We start from the raw sequence: 16,040 nt of genomic DNA, 5'->3' as shown, positions 1-16,040 counted from the left end.
CCCAGATGAAAAAGCAAGTTCGGGAACAGCTGAAACAGCAACTGAAAGCCGACCGCCAGGTCGTCATTGCGGCCTTCCAGGCCGACGGCAAGCCTGAAAAACTGCTGCGCAGCCTGCGCCACAGCGTCGATGGCGTGCTGGCGCGGGCCTGGCAGGAAGCGGGCTTGCCGCCAGGCACGGCCCTGGTGGGCGTGGGCGGCTATGGCCGGGGCGAGCTGTTTCCGTATTCCGACGTCGACCTGCTGATCCTGCTGCAACAATCGCCGGACGCCGCCACGCAGGAAAAGCTCGAGGAACTGGTGCAACTGCTGTGGGACCTGGGCCTGGAAATCGGCCACAGCATCCGCACGGTCGATGAATGTCTGGTCGAATCGAAGGCCGACATCACAGTGCAGACGAGCTTGCTCGAAGCGCGCCTCGTGTGCGGCAACGCGGACCTGTTCGCGCAATTGCAGCAGCGCTATGACGCGGCCATGGATCCGCAAGCCTTCTTCCAGGCAAAAACGGCGGAAATGCGCCAGCGCCATGCCAAGTACGAAGACACGGCTTTCAGCCTGGAACCGAATTGCAAGGAAAGCCCGGGCGGCCTGCGCGACCTGCAGGTGATCCTATGGGTGGCCAAAGCGGCCGGCCTGGCGAACTCGTGGCGCACCTTGGCCACGGGCGGACTGATCACCCTGACGGAAGCGCGCCAGCTGATGGAAAAGGAGCGCGCCTTCAAGGATATCCGCGTGCGCCTGCACCTGCACGCGGGGCGGCGCGAAGACCGTCTCGTGTTCGATGTGCAGACGGCGATCGCCGAATCGCTGGGCCTGCAAGCGACGGGCAGCGGGCCGCACATGCGCCGTGCCAGCGAATTCCTCATGCAACGCTACTACTGGGCCGCCAAGACGGTGACCCAGCTCAACACGATTTTGCTGCAAAACATCGAAGCGCGGCTGTTCCCGCAGGACGACGTGGCCGTGCCCATCAACGAGCGCTTCAATGAAGTCAACAGCCTGATCGACATCAGCGCCGACGACACGTTCGAGCAATATCCATCGGCCATGCTGGAAGTCTTCGTGCTCATGACGGAGCGCCCGGCCCTGAAGGGCATGACCTCGCGCGCCACGCGAGCCCTGTGGCACGCGCGCTTCAAGATCGACGCCGCCTTCCGCCAGGATCCCGTCAACCGCGCCCTGTTCCTGCGCATCATGCAAGCCCCTGTCGGCATCATCCACGCGCTGCGGCGCATGAACGAGATGAGCATCCTGGGGCGCTACCTGCCGAATTTCCGCCGCATCGTGGGCCAGATGCAGCACGACCTGTTCCACGTGTACACGGTCGACCAGCACATTCTGATGGTGGTGCGCAACATGCGCCGCTTCACCATGAGCGAACACGCGCACGAATATCCGTTCTGCAGCCAGCTGATGGCCGATTTCTCGCAATCGTGGCTGCTGTACGTGGCGGCCCTGTTCCACGACATCGCCAAGGGCCGCGGCGGCGACCACTCGAAACTGGGCGTGGCCGACGCCACCCAGTTCTGCCAGGAGCACGGCCTGTCTGCCGAGGACACGGAACTGGTGGCTTTCTTGGTGGAAAATCACCTGACCATGTCGCAAGTGGCGCAAAAGCAGGACTTGTCCGATCCCGACGTCATCGCCGCCTTTGCGAAAGTGGTCAAGGACGAGCGCCACCTGACGGGCTTGTACCTGCTGACGGTGGCCGACATCCGCGGCACCAGCCCGAAAGTGTGGAATGCCTGGAAGGGCAAGCTGCTGGAAGACCTGTACAAGATCACCCTGCGCGTGCTGGGCGGCGAGCCGCACACGGCCGACCGCGAGCTCAAAAACCGCCAGCAGGAAGCGCTGGCCACCCTGCGCCTGTACGGCTTGCCGCCCGATGCGCACCAGAAACTGTGGCAACAGCTGGACGTGGCCTATTTCCTGCGCCACGACGCGTCCGACATCGCCTGGCAGACGCGCTCGCTGTATGACAAGCTCGACAGCAAGTTGCCGGTGGTAAAATGCCGGCTGGCGCCCATCGGCGAAGGCTTGCAGGTGGCCGTATACATTCCCGACCAGCCCGACCTGTTCGCGCGCATCTGCAGCTATTTCGACCGCAAGAACTTCAGCATCCTCGACGCGAAGATCCATACGACGAAAAATGGCTATGCGCTCGACACCTTCCTCGTCACCGAGCAAAACTTCGCCAAGAGCTACCGCGACATCATCAGCCTGATCGAGCATGAGCTGGGCGAATTGCTGCAGTCGCAAACGCCGCTGCCGCCGCCGGGCAAGGGACGGCTGTCGCGCCTGTCGCGCACCTTCCCCTTCCAGCCGACGGTGGACCTGCGGCCCGATGAAAAAGGCCAGTACTATTTGCTGTCGGTGGCGGCCAACGACCGCACGGGCCTGCTGTATGCGATCGCCAACGTGCTGACCAAGTACCGCATTAACTTGCACACGGCCAAGATCATGACCCTGGGCGAGCGGGTCGAAGACGTCTTCCTCGTCGACGGCCCCGCGCTCAACAATGCCCGCAACCAGATATTGCTGGAAACCGATTTACTCGATGCGCTGAAAGTGTAAGCTTTCCGCGCAGCGCCTACCCTTACTGAAACTGAAACAACATGACCGAAGAATTATTACGCTTGTCCAAACGCATGTCCGAACTGGGCCTGTGCTCGCGCCGCGAAGCCGATGAATGGATCGCCCGCGGCTGGGTCCGCGTGGATGGCAAGGTGGTGTCCGAGCTGGGCAGCAAAGTCTACCCGAGCCAGAGAGTCACCGTGGAACGCCAGGCGGCGGCCGAGCAATCGAAGCGCGTCACCGTGCTGATCAACAAACCGGTCGGCTACGTCAGCGGCCAGGCCGAAGACGGCTACACGCCCGCCGTGGCCCTGATCAAGGCGGAAAACCGCTGGGCGGAAGACCGCAGCCCGGAACAATTCCATCCGACCCAGCTGCGCAGCCTGGTGGCAGCGGGACGGCTGGACATCGATTCCGTCGGCTTGCTGGTCCTGACGCAGGACGGCCGCGTGGCCAAGCAGCTGATCGGCCACGATACCGACATCGACAAGGAATACCTGGTGCGCGTGAGCTACACCAAGGGCGGCACCCTGCCCGACAGCGAGCTGAAAAAGCTCAACCACGGCCTGTGGCTCGACGGCAAGCCGCTGTTGCCGGCCAAGGTGCGCTGGCAAAACGAAGACCAGCTAAGCTTTACTTTGCGCGAAGGCAAGAAACGCCAGATCCGCCGCATGTGCGAAGCCGTGGGCCTGAAGGTGCTGGGTTTGAAACGCGTGCGCATCGGCAAGGTCAAACTGGGCGACTTGCCTACCGGCCAATGGCGTTATTTGAGCGCAGACGAACAGTTTTAAGCGGCGACGTCAAGGCGGCATGCCAGGCCAGCATACATAAGCAACAGGAATATAGTGATATAAAATCAATTATTGTGATTTACTTAGTAAATATTGCCTTAAACCTATACACTATTCCCCATTAGAACAAAAGAGATACGCTGTCGTGAACGATCCCATCCCCAATCCCCTGCGCAAGGGCGCGCCCAGTCTGGCTGACGTGGCCGAGCCGATGGCCCCCGGCACCAAGCCGCACCATATGAGCGATCCGTGGGATATCGGCGAAACCTTGTGCAGCCTGGCTGACAACGGCGACGCCATCTCCATCTACCCGGCTGGCGGCGAAGACCTCATCCTGGGGCGCGTCCTGTCCGTTGACGATGACTTGCCGCAATTCGTGCTGGAACTCAATGAAGGTGCGACCCTGCCGCCTGGCGGCGCCACGTTTGTGTCGTGGGTACAAAACGCCAAACTGCAGTTCACCATCAATGGCGAATGGCAAGCGTATCCCGAGCGGCCGAACGTCTACCTGACGAACTTTCCCAGCCATTGCCTGGTCCTGGAGCGGCGCGAATCGGCCCGCCTGGAAACACCGCTGGGCGTGTACTACCTGGCCGCCTTCGTGCTCGAGGGCCGTCCATATGAATTGCAGCTGTATGATTTCTCGGCCGGCGGCATCGGCATGCGCGCCCATCCGCGCGACACGGTAGGCCTGTACGTGGGCCGCAAGCTGTCGCGCGTGCGCCTGGAGCTGGGGCCGGACAAGGTCATGATCGCAGACCTGGAAATCCGCCTGTCGCGCACCTTCCGCTCCTTCCTGCTGGGCGAGCAGGTGCAGATCGGCTGCCGCTTCCTGAACCTGACGGATGCCATGCAGGATGAATTGAAAGCCTTGCTCGATAACCTGGGCAGCAGCCGCAAGGTGCGCTAGTTGAGTACTGGGGTCAGACCCTCAACACCGCCAACACATATCTTCGCGCTAACGCATCCGGGGGGCTGACCCCGGACGTCCAGGTAAAGCGTCAATTAATCGTCGTCGTTCGGATCCAGGTCGGGGAACATGACCTCGGTATAGCCGAACTGCGTGAAGTCGACGATACGCATCGGATACAGGATGCCGTGCAGGTGGTCCACTTCATGCTGCACCACGCGCGCATGGAAGCCGTCGCAGTCGCGGCTGATGGGCTGGCCGAACTGGTCGACACCTTCGTAGTGCAGCTCGCTCCAGCGCGGCACGCTGCCGCGCAGGCCGGGCACGGACAGGCAGCCTTCAAAACCCTCTTCCTTGCGTTCCGACAGAGGCGTCAGCACGGGGTTGATCAGCACGGTTTCCGGCACTTGCGGTGCGTCGGGATAGCGCAGGTTCTGCTTGAAGCCGTAGATCACCACTTGCAGGTTGACGCCGATCTGCGGCGCCGCCAGACCTGCGCCATTGGCCGCGTGCATGGTGTCGAACATGTCGGCGATCAAGGCATGCAGTTCGGGCGTATCGAATTCACGCACGGGCTCGGCCATCCGCAGCAGGCGCGGATCGCCCATCTTCAGGATTTCACGTACGGTCATTTTGCGTCCAGTGTCGATTGCAGTTCTTGCAGGTAAGTGCGAAAGGCCGCGCCCGTTTCCGGGTGTTTCATGCCCATCGCTGTCGTTGCCTTCAGATAACCCAGCTTGGAGCCGCAATCATAACGCTGCCCCTTGTAACGGTAAGCCAGCACGCGCTCTTCACGCATCAGGGCGGCGATGCCGTCCGTCAACTGGATTTCACCGCCGGCGCCCGTACCGATTTTCTCCAGGTGCTCGAAGATGCGGCTGGTCAGCACATAACGGCCGACCACGGCGAGGGTCGACGGCGCCTCTTCCGGCACGGGTTTTTCCACGATCCCCGACACCAGCTCCAGGTCAGGCTGATAATGCTGGGCGCTGACGATACCGTACTGCCTGGTTTCCGCGCGCGGCACGTCCTGCACCGCCAGCAGGGAACAGTTTTCATACTGGAACACATCGGCCATCTGCGCCAGCACGGGGCGCACGCCCTCTTCCACATCCATGAAATCGTCGGCCAGCAAGACGGCAAACGGCTCGTCGCCGATCACGGGACGCGCGCACAGCACGGCATGCCCGAGGCCCAGCGGCGCCGACTGGCGGATGTAAATGCAATTGATGTGCTTGGGAATGACGTTTTGCACCATTTCCAGCAACTGGCGCTTGCCGGCCGCTTCCAGTTCCGACTCGAGCTCATAGGCCGTATCGAAATGGTCTTCGATGGCGCGCTTGTTGCGGCCCGTGATGAAGATCATTTCCGTGATACCCGCAGCCACGGCTTCCTCGACCGCGTACTGTATCAATGGCTTGTCAACGATGGGCAACATTTCCTTCGGTTGCGCCTTGGTCGCAGGCAAGAAACGGCTGCCCAGGCCGGCGACGGGAAAGACTGCTTTTCTGATTTTTTTCATGGGTCTTCTGTAATGAATGATTAGTCTTGCGCCAACAGGGTCAGCAGACCAGCCTCGTCGAGTATGGCCACGCCCAGCTCCTGCGCCTTGGCCAGCTTGCTGCCGGCGTCCGAACCGGCCACGACGTAAGCGGTTTTCTTCGACACGGAACCGCTGACCTTGCCGCCGGCCGCCTCGATCAACTCCGCAGCCTCGTCGCGGCTCATGTTGGGCAAAGTGCCCGTCAACACAAAGGTCTTGCCGTCCAGTTTGCCGCCAACAGCTGGCATTTCAGGCAATTGTGACAGTAATTCATTTCGTAGCGCGTCCAGTTGACCAAGCAGCTTGACATTGCCCTCATCGGCCAGCCATTGCGCCAGCGCTTCGGCCACGGCGGCGGGCAAGCCCGCGTGGAAGCTGGCACCTTGCGCCGCCAGACTGGCCAGGGTCACACCCCGCTCCACCAGCTGTTTGCTGCGCGGCTCCGTCAGCTTCGGAATGCCGATGGCGGCCAGCAAGGTGGTTTGTTCGAGCTGCGTGCGCAGCTTGGCGCTGGGCGCGTGTTCGCCTTGCGGCGTGACACCCGCGTCCAGCAATGCCTGCAACGCCTGCTGGTTCTTTTCTTCGGCAAAGAAATCGGCAATCGACTCGGCCACGGTGCCGCCGATGTCGGGCAGCACGCGCAGCAAGGCGGCCGGCGCCCGGCGCACATAATCCAGGCTACCCAACCACTCGGCCAGGGTCTTCGCCGTCGACTCGCCCACGTGGCGGATGCCCAGCGCAAACAGGAAACGCTCGAGCGGCGGGCGCTTGCTGGCCTCGATGCCTGCCAACAGATTTTCCGCCCACTTGGTGGGAATCTTGCCTTGTTGTACTGTTTCCGGCGTCGAACCGTCGCGCTCGTCGGCGCGCAACTTCATTTCCAGCAATTTATCCAGGGTCAGGCTGTACAGGTCAGCCAGGCCATGCACGTATTCGAGTTCGACCAGGGTATCGATATAACGTTCCCCCAGGCCTTCGATATCCATCATGCGGCGGCCCGCGAAATGACGGAACGCTTCCTTGCGCTGTGCCGAGCAGAACAGGCCGCCCGAGCAGCGGGCGATGGCCTCGCCCTCTTCGCGCACCACGTGCGAGCCGCACACGGGGCACGCTTCCAGCATCTTGAACGGCAGCGGCGCCGGTTTCGGACGTTTTTCCAGCACCACGCTCAGCACTTCCGGAATCACGTCGCCGGCGCGGCGCACGATGACGGTATCGCCCACGCGCACATCCTTGCGCAGCACTTCGTCTTCATTGTGCAAGGTGGCGTTGGTCACCGTCACACCGCCCACGGACACGGGCGCCAGGCGCGCCACGGGCGTCATGGCGCCCGTGCGGCCCACCTGGATATCGATGCCCAGCACTTGCGTCAGCGCTTCTTCGGCGGGGAACTTGTGCGCCAGCGCAAAACGCGGCGCGCGCGACACAAAACCCAGCTCCTGCTGGTCTTCCGTCGCGTTCACTTTGTAGACGACGCCGTCGATTTCATACGGCAAGGAGGGCCGGCGCGCGCCGATATCGGCGTAGTAGGCAAGCAAGCCCTGCGCGCCCTGCACCACCTTGCGCTCCTTGGACACGGGGATGCCCAGGGTTTCGTACCAGTCCAGCAAGGCCGAGTGCGACACCGGCATGGCGGCGCCTTCCAGCGCACCGATGCCGTAGGCATAGAAACGCAGCTTGCGCTGCGCCGTGATGCGCGAATCGAGCTGGCGCAGGCTGCCGGCCGCCGCATTGCGGGGGTTGGCGAATTCCTTCTGCCCCGCTTCGCGCTGGCGTTCGTTCAGGCGGGCAAAATCGCCCTTGAACATCATCACTTCGCCGCGCACGTCGAGCACGGCTGGAATCTTGTCGCCATGCAAGCGCAGCGGGATGCCGGAAATGGTGCGGATATTCGCCGTCACGTCCTCGCCCGTGGCGCCATCGCCGCGCGTGGCCGCCTGCACGAACAGGCCGCGCTCATAGCGCAGGTTGATGGCCAGGCCGTCGAATTTCACTTCGGCAGCATAGTCGACATCCGTACCATCAAGGTCCAGGCCTTCGCGCACGCGGCGGTCGAAGTTGATGATATCGTCATCGGTGAAACCATTGTTCAGCGACAGCATCGGCACCGTGTGCGTGACTTGCTCGAATTGCGGCAAAGGCGCCGCGCCCACGCGCAAGGTGGGCGAATCGGGCGTACGCAAGTCGGGATGGGCCGCTTCCAGCGTTTGCAGTTCGACGAACAGCTTGTCGTACTCGGCGTCGGGGATGGTGGGATTGTCGAGCACGTGGTAGGCGTGCAGATGCCGATTGAGTTCGGCCGTGAGTGCCAGGACGCGAGCGGCGGCGTCCTGGTTGATCGGATCAGTCATTGTTGCGGGATTCTTCAGCTAAATAAACGCAGGGCGCGGGTGGAACCGGCCGGAATGTCGGCCGCATCCATTTCCTGGTAAAACTCTTGCACCTGGCCGGCGATCTCGGCCAGCGCCGCATCGGACAGGGCCTGGTTGTAATCGTCGACGATGGTCGCGTCGAGGCGGCCCACCAGCGCCTTGGCGCAGGCGACCATGGCGCCGAAACCGTCGCGCGCGGGCGCCACGCAGGGCACGTCCAGCAGCAGTGTCAAACGGGGCGTGGTTTCCTCGGCCAGGGTGACATTCGTCGACAGCGAGAACAGATAACTGCCTTCGCCGTCGGGCATGACGAAACGGCCGTCCGGACGCACGTCGAAGCCCTGCTTTTCCAACGCGAACAGCAAGGTGGAAATGGCCCATGGCGCGCCATTTGTATGCAGGTTGACACCCAGCTGGGCATCGTGGCCAGCGACGAAACGGTGCAGATTGCGCGCTTCGGCCATCACTTCCATCATGTCGGGCACTTCCGGCTCGGCGCCGATCTCGTCGGCAACGCCGCGCAGGCGCGTGACCAGTTCCGAGTATTCGAGTTCATTCAGGGCCGTGCTGCGGCTGGCCAGCTGTACGCCGCCCTGCATCTTGGTGTAGACACCGCCATGCGTGATCGGTTCCCAGTCGCCATTCACGTGCAAGCCGATGAAGTGGACGGGCTTGTTGCCCACCAGGCGCAGGGTTTGCAGCACGGGCAGGATCTTGTCGCCGCGCACGGGCGCTTCCAGCGACAAAGGCAGCAGGCAATCGATCAGCGGGTCGACCAGGCTGGTCGCCTGTTCGCTGGCGGCGCTCACTTCCTGCTGCAGCGGCGCGGCCACGGCAGCAGGCGCTTCCACGCCGGCATCGCCGAGCGACGGTTCCGCATGCACGGGGGCTTCGGGCACGGCGCTAGCGGGCGGCGCGCCGAACGACGGTTCGGCCTTGGCGGCGGGCGCGGCGTCAAAGCGCGGTTCCTGACGCAAGACGGGTTCCTGGGCTTCCACCGCAGGGGCGTCGCCCTCGCGCATCAGCACGTCATCGTGGTCGGTGGAAAAAGCCCGCTCCACGCTTTTCTTGGCCTTGTATTCCTGCCATTTGTTGTACGAGAAAACGCCGACGATAAAAACGCCGCCGGCGCCGAACAAGGTAATTTGAAGGTCTGTCATGCTGCTTGTGCCTCGGTTGCAAAATTTGCGGCGGACTCCATGTCCACCGCCACGATGCGCGATACGCCCTGCTCCTGCATCGTCACACCGATCAATTGATGGGCCATTTCCATCGCAATCTTGTTATGCGAAATGAAAAGGAATTGGGTCTGGTCGGACATGCGCTTGACCATGCGGCAGAAGCGTTCCGTGTTCGAATCGTCCAGCGGTGCATCGACTTCGTCGAGCAGGCAGAACGGCGCCGGATTCAGGCGGAACATGGAAAACACCAATGCGGTCGCGGTCAGCGCCTTCTCTCCACCGGACAACAGGTGGATGGTGGCATTTTTCTTGCCGGGAGGCTGCGCCATGACTTGTACACCGGAATCGAGAATCTCGTCGCCCGTCATGGTCAGCCTGGCCTGTCCCCCGCCGAACAGGATGGGGAACAGCTCGGAAAAGTGGTGGTTGACCTTGTCGAACGTGTCTTGCAGCAAGTCGCGCGTTTCCTTGTCGATCTTGTGGATCGCGTCTTCCAGGGTATTGATCGCTTCCGTCAGGTCGGCATTCTGGGCGTCGAGGAAATTCTTGCGCTCCGACGCCTGCGCCAGTTCGTCCAGCGCGGCCAGGTTGACGGCCCCCAGTGCCGTGATGGCATTGGTCAGGCGCGTCACTTCGCCCTGCAGATACGATGGACGCATGTCCGGATGCAGTTTTTCCGTCAGGGCCGCTTCATCGGCGCCCGACTCCAGCAGTTGCTGGGCGAATTGCTCCTGGTTCAGGCGCGCGGCCTGTTCCTTGAGCTGCATTTCCATGATCTTGTCGCGCTGCGGCTGCAGGCTGCGTTCCGATTGCGTGCGCGCATCTTCGGACAGGCGCAGCTGCTGCGTAATTTGATCGAGTTCATGGCGCGCGTCGGCCAGCGCCCGCTCCTGCGTCGTGCGGCGCTCGAGCAGATCCTGCAAGCCGTCGGCGGCCGCGCCGCTTTCCAGGCTGGCCAGTTCCTGCTGGCCAGCCCCCAGGCTTTCCGTCACTTGCTGGGCCTGCGTACTGGCCGTGGCGATATTGCGGCGCAATTCCTCGATCTTCGCGCGGTGGGCTTTTTCCGCGTATTCCGTATCCTTGGCGGCCCGCTCCAGGTCGCGCAAGGCTTCGCGCGCCTCGGCCAGCCGCTGTTCCTTCTGCAGGAAATCCGTGTGGCCGTCTTCGTGCGCTTCCTGCAAGTTGCCCAGCTCCATGTCCAGCTGTTCGAATTTCTCTTCCGATTCGGCCTTGATCTGCTGCTGCTCCGCTTCCTGCGCGGCGATCTCCGCCAGGTCGGCGCCGATCTGCGTGCTGCGCTGGTTGAAGCGCGCTTCCACTTCCGACAGTTTCACCACGTCCAGCTGCAGGGTATGCACGGAGGAAGTGAGCTGCTGTATGCGCAGGCGCAAGTCGGACAGGTTGCGCGTGAGCGTCGCCACGGCGGCGTCGGCCCGCACGGAACGGGCGCGCGCCTCTTCGGCCAGCAATTGCTGGGCGCGCAGCTGCTTGCCGATATTCTCGATTTCCTGCTGGCGGCCCAGCATGCCTTCCTGCTCCGAGTCGGCCGCATAGAAGCGCACGCTGGTGGCCGTGACCACGTGACCGGCGCGCGTGACGAAATAGCCGCCCGGCGGCAATTTCGCCCGCTCGGCCAGCGCCTCGGCCGCGTCTTCCACGGCGTAGGCGTTGTACAGCCAATCCTGCAGCAAGCCGCGCAAGCCGGGATCGTTGAGTTTCAACAAGTTCAAAAACGGTTTCAGGCCAGGCACGTCCGGCAGGGGCAGCGGCGCCACGGTCGATGGCGCATACAGGGCCAGCTTGGCCGGCGGCGCGTCCGCAAAGAAAGCCTTGGCCCAGTCGATATTCGACAGTTGCAGGGCCGACGTGCGCTCGCGCAGGATCGACTCCATGGCCGCTTCCCAGCCCGCTTCGATCTGCAGCTTTTGCCACAGGCGGGGCAAGGTGTCGAGTTCGTGCTTTTTCAGCCACGGCTGGACCTTGCCCTGCGTCTGCACCCGTTCCTGCAATTGTTTTAAGGCGGAAAGACGCGCTTCCAGCTGGGCGTTGGCCGCCGTTTCGGCATTGACTTGCGCCTGTGCCTCGGCCCGCTCCTGCTCCAGCTTCGGTTGCTGCTCGAGCGCTTCTTCCAGGTAGAAACCCTGCTCTTCCAGGGTTTGCTGCTTTTCTTCCAGCTGCAGTTTCAGGTTTTCCAGGTGGCTGCTGTCAGGCAAACTGAGGCTGTTCTTTTCCTGCTGCAGCCGCTCGCGGCGCGTCAGCAGGCTGGCCAGGATGTTGGAAGCGTTGCGCTGGTGCGCCGATTCCAGTTCCAGCTGCTGCTGGGCCTGCATGATGCGCGCGCGCGATTCCGTGCTCTTGTTTTGCGCGGCGCGCCAGGCAGCGTCCAGCTCGGGCAATTGCTCGCCCTTCTGCTCGGCCATCATTTGCGACTGTTCCACCTTGGCCGCCAGTTCCTCGAGGTGGAACTCCGCCTCTTCGATCTGTTCCTGGTATTCGCTACCCTGTTGCGTCCACTGGTCGCGCTGGGCCGTCAGGGTGGCCAGCTGTGCCTGCAGGCGGGCGCGCGATTCGATGACGAACTTGATCTGCGCTTCCAGGCTGCCGATTTCCGCATTCGTCTGGTACAGATGACCTTGCGCCGTATGCAAACGGTCGCCCACGGCAAAGTGCGCCTGGCGCATCTGCTCGAGGGTCAGTTCCACGTTGCGCAGCTTGGCCGTCTGCTCTTCCAGGTCCGTCTGCGCCTGCTCCACTTCGCGGAAATAGCGCGTCTGCTCGTTTTGCGCCTCGTTCTTGCGCAGCAACCACAACAGTTTCTGCTTTTCTTCCTGGTCCGCCTGCAAGGCGTGGAAACGCGTGGCGACAGCGGCCTGCGCTTCCAGCTTTTCCAGGTTGGCATTGAGTTCGCGCAAGATGTCTTCCACGCGCAGCAAATTCTCGCGCGTGTCCTGCAAGCGGTTTTCCGTCTCGCGGCGGCGTTCCTTGTATTTGGAGACACCGGCCGCTTCCTCGAGGAAGACGCGCAATTCTTCGGGGCGCGATTCGATGATGCGCGAAATCATGCCCTGGCCGATGATGGCGTAGGCGCGCGGACCGAGGCCCGTGCCGAGGAAGATATCCTGGATGTCGCGCCGGCGCACGGGCTGGCCATTGATGTAATAGGTGGAGGTGCCGTCGCGCGTCAGGGTGCGCTTGACGGCGATCTCGGCGTACTGGCCCCACTGGCCGGACGCCTTGCCGTCGTTATTGTCGAACACCAGTTCCACGGAAGCGCGGCCGGCAGGTTTACGGTGGGTCGAGCCGTTGAAAATGACGTCCTGCATCGATTCGCCGCGCAATTCGGACGCTTTTGATTCGCCCAGCACCCAGCGCACGGCGTCGATGATGTTCGACTTGCCGCAGCCATTCGGCCCGACCACGCCCACGAGCTGGCCTGGCACCTGAAAATTGGTGGGATCGACGAAAGACTTAAATCCCGACAACTTGATGGAAGAGAGACGCACGTGTTTTAGAGTTCCTGGCCTATGCTGGCGGTTATATTATGGGTGAACCCGGTTCATGTTCAGTTCAGATGCCGCATCGCGACGGCAGCCTGGCCGCTCGCCGCAAAAAAAGTGGTTCATCATACCATTTCCTGATGCTTTTCTGGCCAAAAAACCGTCGCGCCAGGCGCCTGCCGGCAGCGGATCAGGGGGCAGGACGGCCATCCTGCGCCAGTTTCCAGTCCGCGCGGGAAAAAACGCGCTCATGGCCGGACAGCACCAGGGCCAGTTTTTGCAGCCATTGTTCGGTCGGCATGGGCTCCGCCTTGAAGCTCAGCACCACCATCAGCGCCAGGCTGGCCAGGGCCAGCGCATGGCTGACGGCAAAATTGACGGCGCCACGGGCATTCCACATGAAGCCCAGCGCCAGCGCCAGGCCCAGCACGCAGCCGCTGACGGCTTCGGACACGCTGTGCGCATGCACGACCACGCGGGATATGGCCACCAGCACGGCAAAGGCCACGCCGACCAGCACGCCGGCATGGCGCCAGCGCGGTTCGGCCCGCTGCAGCAGCACATACATCAGCACGGGAAACACGGCGCCGGCGCGCATGGCGTGGCCACTGAAACCGGTAAAATCGAGCGTGCTGCTGCCCACGCCCCAACTCATGAAGGCCAGCTTCGACAGCACCACGAGGGCCAGGCCGCCGCCGTACCACAAGCTCCAGCTGAGTACCAGCCGCCACTGGCGCGACACGAGCAGCCACAGGGCAATCGCCACGCCAGCCGGCCCCATGACGGACATGTCGGCCGCAAAAGAAATCCCATTCCACCAAGTCATCGTGCCTACGCTTATTTCATGATCAGCGTGCACTATGCCACGACTGGCCCTGCTTGCGCCCGGGTTTTCATCAACTACGGAGAAGAATTACATTCCATTACAATTTCCATCTCAGAAATTGCCATACGAAAATATCTCGCGGATGCCGCACCGGCGGCGCGTCAGATATTCGTCAGGCGCTTGCCCTTGGGCGGAGCAAAGTCGCGGATCGATTCGACCATGCCCACTTCCAGCGCCTGGTCGGCCGTCAGGTGCAGGTCCGAATATGCGTGCACCTGCCACTGCTCGTCCGTCAGCTTGACGTGGCCGCGCAGGATGCGCTCGGTGCGCATGTCGTCGGCGCGCAAGCCCTCGACGATGATGCTGAGCGCATCGGGGCGCGAACCGGGCGAGGCGGTCGCATGCGACTTGTGCACCATGAAACGGGCCGTGTCGCTGGCGTGGCGGTGCCGCCCCGCCAGGAACAGGGTGACGGCGATGGACGCCACGGCGCCCGCGTTGTAGGTGATGATGTCGAGCGGCAACTTGCTGAGGAAGTTGTACAGACAGATGCCATCGCTGACATAGCCGCCGTTGGACTGGATCAGGATGTGCGCGGTGGTGAGCTTGTCTTCCGTGATGTCGGCGGCGGCATTGAAGACGCGCCGCACCATGTCGCTGTTGACGTCGCCCGAGAGGGTAAAGTAACCGTGCTGCTCGGTGTTGTTTTGCGTCTCGCTTTGTGTAGTGTTCATGGCAGGCACCCGCAAGAAAGCCAGGATTTCATCATAGCGCATTCCTGCGCGGCCGGGCGCCCTTTTGCAGCGGAACATTCCCCTCGCCAGCCCCGCAAACCGGGGCTTTTGCTGCAATTTGGCAACGTCTTTACAGATTGACAGAAACACCCTGCTGGCATATATTCCTCCCACTTGATCGGGAGAGGGCAACCCAGCGTTGCCGCCGAAGGGGCACTACCCAAAAACTCTCAGGCAAAAGGACCGATCAGGCGGACTGAAGTTGTTGCTTTGGCGACACTACAGCTCAACTCTGGAGAGCGGCCGCGGCACATGCCGGCGGCCCACCGAAGGGGCGCACGGGGCAAGCCCCCCGTAATCTCTCAGGTACAAAGGACAGGGGGGTCAGTGATCACGCTGGAAAGCCGTGTTTGGCTATTCTATGTTTTGTTAACTCCCCTATTACCTTCGTCCCGAGGAATCCATGACGCTCAAAGCGACCCCACTCAACAACGCCCACCGTGCCGTCGGCGCCCGCATGGTCGATTTCGGCGGCTGGGACATGCCCGTCAACTACGGCTCGCAAATCGAAGAACACAACGCCGTGCGCGGCGACGCCGGCATGTTCGACGTGTCCCATATGTGCGTGGTCGATATCGAAGGCCCGAATGTGCGCGCCTTCCTGCGCGGCTTGCTGGCCAACAACGTCGACAAGCTGCAAGTGTCGGGCAAGGCGCTGTACTCGTGCATGTTGAATGCCGAAGGTACCGTCATCGATGACCTGATCGTCTACTTCTTCAACGAAAACTGGTTCCGCCTCGTCGTCAACGCGGGCACGGCTGAAAAAGACGTGGCGTGGATGCTGCAGCAAAACACCAACACCAACAGCGGCCTGACGATCACCGAGCGCCGCAATGCCAACAATCCAATGGCCCTGGTGGCCGTGCAAGGCCCGAACGCGCGCGCCAAGGTGTGGCAAGTGCTGCCGGAAACGCAAGCCGCGTCCGAAGCCATCAAGCCGTTCAACGTCGTCATCGTCAAGGACACGGCCTTCGGCGAAGTCATGCTGGCGCGCACCGGCTACACGGGCGAAGACGGCTTTGAAATCGGCGTGGCCGCCACCCAGGTGGAAGCGCTGTGGAACGCCCTGATCGCCGCCGGCGTCAAGCCGGCCGGCCTCGGTGCGCGCGACACCCTGCGCCTGGAAGCGGGCATGAATCTGTACGGCCAGGACATGGACGAAAGCGTCAACCCGCTCGACGCCGGCCTGGCGTGGACCATCGACCTGGTCAGCGAGCGCGACTTCATCGGCAAGGCCGCCCTGCTGGCGAAAGGGCAGAACGCGCAATTCGTGGGCCTGATCCTGCGCGAAAAAGGCGGCGTGCTGCGCGCGCACCAGAAAGTCATCATCGCCGGCAGCGACGCCGCGGGCGAAATCACCAGCGGCACCTTCAGTCCGACGATGCAGGAAGCCATTGCTCTCGCGCGCGTGCCGAACGGCGTGGCCGTGGGCGACACCGTGCACGTGGAAATCCGCGGCAAGCAGCTGGCCGCTTCCGTCGTCAAGCTGCCTTTCGTGCGTAACGGTAAAATCCTGGCTGCGTAAGCGTATTTATAGAGCCGCCCGCAAGACC

Annotated in this window: 11 protein-coding genes and 2 riboswitches; of the genes, 4 read left to right on the top strand and 7 right to left on the bottom strand. The window is 62.5% G+C overall.

The genetic code is table 11. The features are described from left to right. Positions 1 to 5 precede the first annotated feature (5 nt). From AC3RCG_RS13195 to AC3RCG_RS13185, 3 genes are all read left to right on the top strand, one after another. Entirely contained in the window at positions 6 to 2,573 is a 2,568-nt protein-coding gene (locus tag AC3RCG_RS13195; RefSeq protein ID WP_492401687.1) for a [protein-PII] uridylyltransferase, read from the top strand. A gap of 41 nt (positions 2,574 to 2,614) precedes the next feature. Continuing rightward, entirely contained in the window at positions 2,615 to 3,364 is a 750-nt protein-coding gene (locus tag AC3RCG_RS13190; protein WP_034752263.1) for a pseudouridine synthase, read from the top strand. A gap of 145 nt (positions 3,365 to 3,509) precedes the next feature. After that, entirely contained in the window at positions 3,510 to 4,274 is a 765-nt protein-coding gene (locus AC3RCG_RS13185) for a flagellar brake protein (RefSeq protein ID WP_083287073.1), read from the top strand. Between the two features lie 95 nt (positions 4,275 to 4,369). On the opposite strand, the gene def is transcribed toward AC3RCG_RS13185, so the two are convergent. The 7 genes from def to AC3RCG_RS13150 form a co-directional block, all read right to left on the bottom strand. Further along, positions 4,370 to 4,906: a peptide deformylase gene (def, locus tag AC3RCG_RS13180; protein ID WP_070221525.1), complete on the bottom strand. Its 537-nt coding sequence runs from the start codon at positions 4,904 to 4,906 to the stop codon at positions 4,370 to 4,372. After that, on the bottom strand, positions 4,903 to 5,796 hold the full coding sequence (gene galU / locus AC3RCG_RS13175) for a UTP--glucose-1-phosphate uridylyltransferase GalU (RefSeq protein WP_070221526.1): 894 nt from the start codon (positions 5,794 to 5,796) through the stop codon (positions 4,903 to 4,905). Before galU ends, def begins: the two co-directional genes overlap by 4 nt. Before the next feature lie 20 nt (positions 5,797 to 5,816). After that, complete coding sequence (gene ligA, locus AC3RCG_RS13170; protein WP_492401688.1) at positions 5,817 to 8,168, bottom strand: NAD-dependent DNA ligase LigA; 2,352 nt, start codon at positions 8,166 to 8,168, stop codon at positions 5,817 to 5,819. Between the two features lie 14 nt (positions 8,169 to 8,182). Beyond that, positions 8,183 to 9,349: a cell division protein ZipA C-terminal FtsZ-binding domain-containing protein gene (locus AC3RCG_RS13165; RefSeq protein ID WP_070221528.1), complete on the bottom strand. Its 1,167-nt coding sequence runs from the start codon at positions 9,347 to 9,349 to the stop codon at positions 8,183 to 8,185. Further along, positions 9,346 to 12,873 carry a chromosome segregation protein SMC gene (gene smc / locus AC3RCG_RS13160; protein WP_492401689.1) on the bottom strand — a complete coding sequence of 1,176 codons (3,528 nt, stop codon included), beginning with the start codon at positions 12,871 to 12,873 and terminating at the stop codon, positions 9,346 to 9,348. The genes AC3RCG_RS13165 and smc overlap by 4 nt, the downstream gene beginning before the upstream one ends. Before the next feature lie 184 nt (positions 12,874 to 13,057). Then, positions 13,058 to 13,693: a phosphatase PAP2 family protein gene (locus tag AC3RCG_RS13155; RefSeq protein WP_230505599.1), complete on the bottom strand. Its 636-nt coding sequence runs from the start codon at positions 13,691 to 13,693 to the stop codon at positions 13,058 to 13,060. 161 nt (positions 13,694 to 13,854) lie between these two features. Next, positions 13,855 to 14,427: an ATP-dependent Clp protease proteolytic subunit gene (locus tag AC3RCG_RS13150; protein WP_070221578.1), complete on the bottom strand. Its 573-nt coding sequence runs from the start codon at positions 14,425 to 14,427 to the stop codon at positions 13,855 to 13,857. Between the two features lie 169 nt (positions 14,428 to 14,596). Then, a riboswitch (glycine riboswitch) is annotated at positions 14,597 to 14,683 on the top strand. A 26-nt stretch (positions 14,684 to 14,709) separates the two neighbouring features. Beyond that, positions 14,710 to 14,816: riboswitch (glycine riboswitch) on the top strand. A gap of 74 nt (positions 14,817 to 14,890) precedes the next feature. Here AC3RCG_RS13150 and gcvT point away from each other — a divergent pair. Then, entirely contained in the window at positions 14,891 to 16,012 is a 1,122-nt protein-coding gene (gene gcvT, locus AC3RCG_RS13145; protein WP_492401690.1) for a glycine cleavage system aminomethyltransferase GcvT, read from the top strand. Positions 16,013 to 16,040: the final 28 nt, after the last annotated feature.

It is taken from the genome of Janthinobacterium sp. GW823-FHT01H08, from assembly GCF_058797855.1.
Note: the sequence above shows the minus strand (reverse complement) of the source record. Positions and strands in the feature narration are given on the sequence as shown.

What these genes read in the sequence shown, in the direction of transcription:
- AC3RCG_RS13195 (WP_492401687.1), top strand. Translation starts at nt 6, where the DNA reads ATGAAAAAGCAAGTTCGGGAACAGCTGAAACAGCAACTGAAAGCCGAC.
- AC3RCG_RS13190 (WP_034752263.1), top strand. Translation starts at nt 2,615, where the DNA reads ATGACCGAAGAATTATTACGCTTGTCCAAACGCATGTCCGAACTGGGC.
- def (WP_070221525.1), bottom strand. Translation starts at nt 4,906, where the DNA reads ATGACCGTACGTGAAATCCTGAAGATGGGCGATCCGCGCCTGCTGCGG.
- galU (WP_070221526.1), bottom strand. Translation starts at nt 5,796, where the DNA reads ATGAAAAAAATCAGAAAAGCAGTCTTTCCCGTCGCCGGCCTGGGCAGC.
- ligA (WP_492401688.1), bottom strand. Translation starts at nt 8,168, where the DNA reads ATGACTGATCCGATCAACCAGGACGCCGCCGCTCGCGTCCTGGCACTC.
- AC3RCG_RS13165 (WP_070221528.1), bottom strand. Translation starts at nt 9,349, where the DNA reads ATGACAGACCTTCAAATTACCTTGTTCGGCGCCGGCGGCGTTTTTATC.
- AC3RCG_RS13155 (WP_230505599.1), bottom strand. Translation starts at nt 13,693, where the DNA reads ATGACTTGGTGGAATGGGATTTCTTTTGCGGCCGACATGTCCGTCATG.
- AC3RCG_RS13150 (WP_070221578.1), bottom strand. Translation starts at nt 14,427, where the DNA reads ATGAACACTACACAAAGCGAGACGCAAAACAACACCGAGCAGCACGGT.
- gcvT (WP_492401690.1), top strand. Translation starts at nt 14,891, where the DNA reads ATGACGCTCAAAGCGACCCCACTCAACAACGCCCACCGTGCCGTCGGC.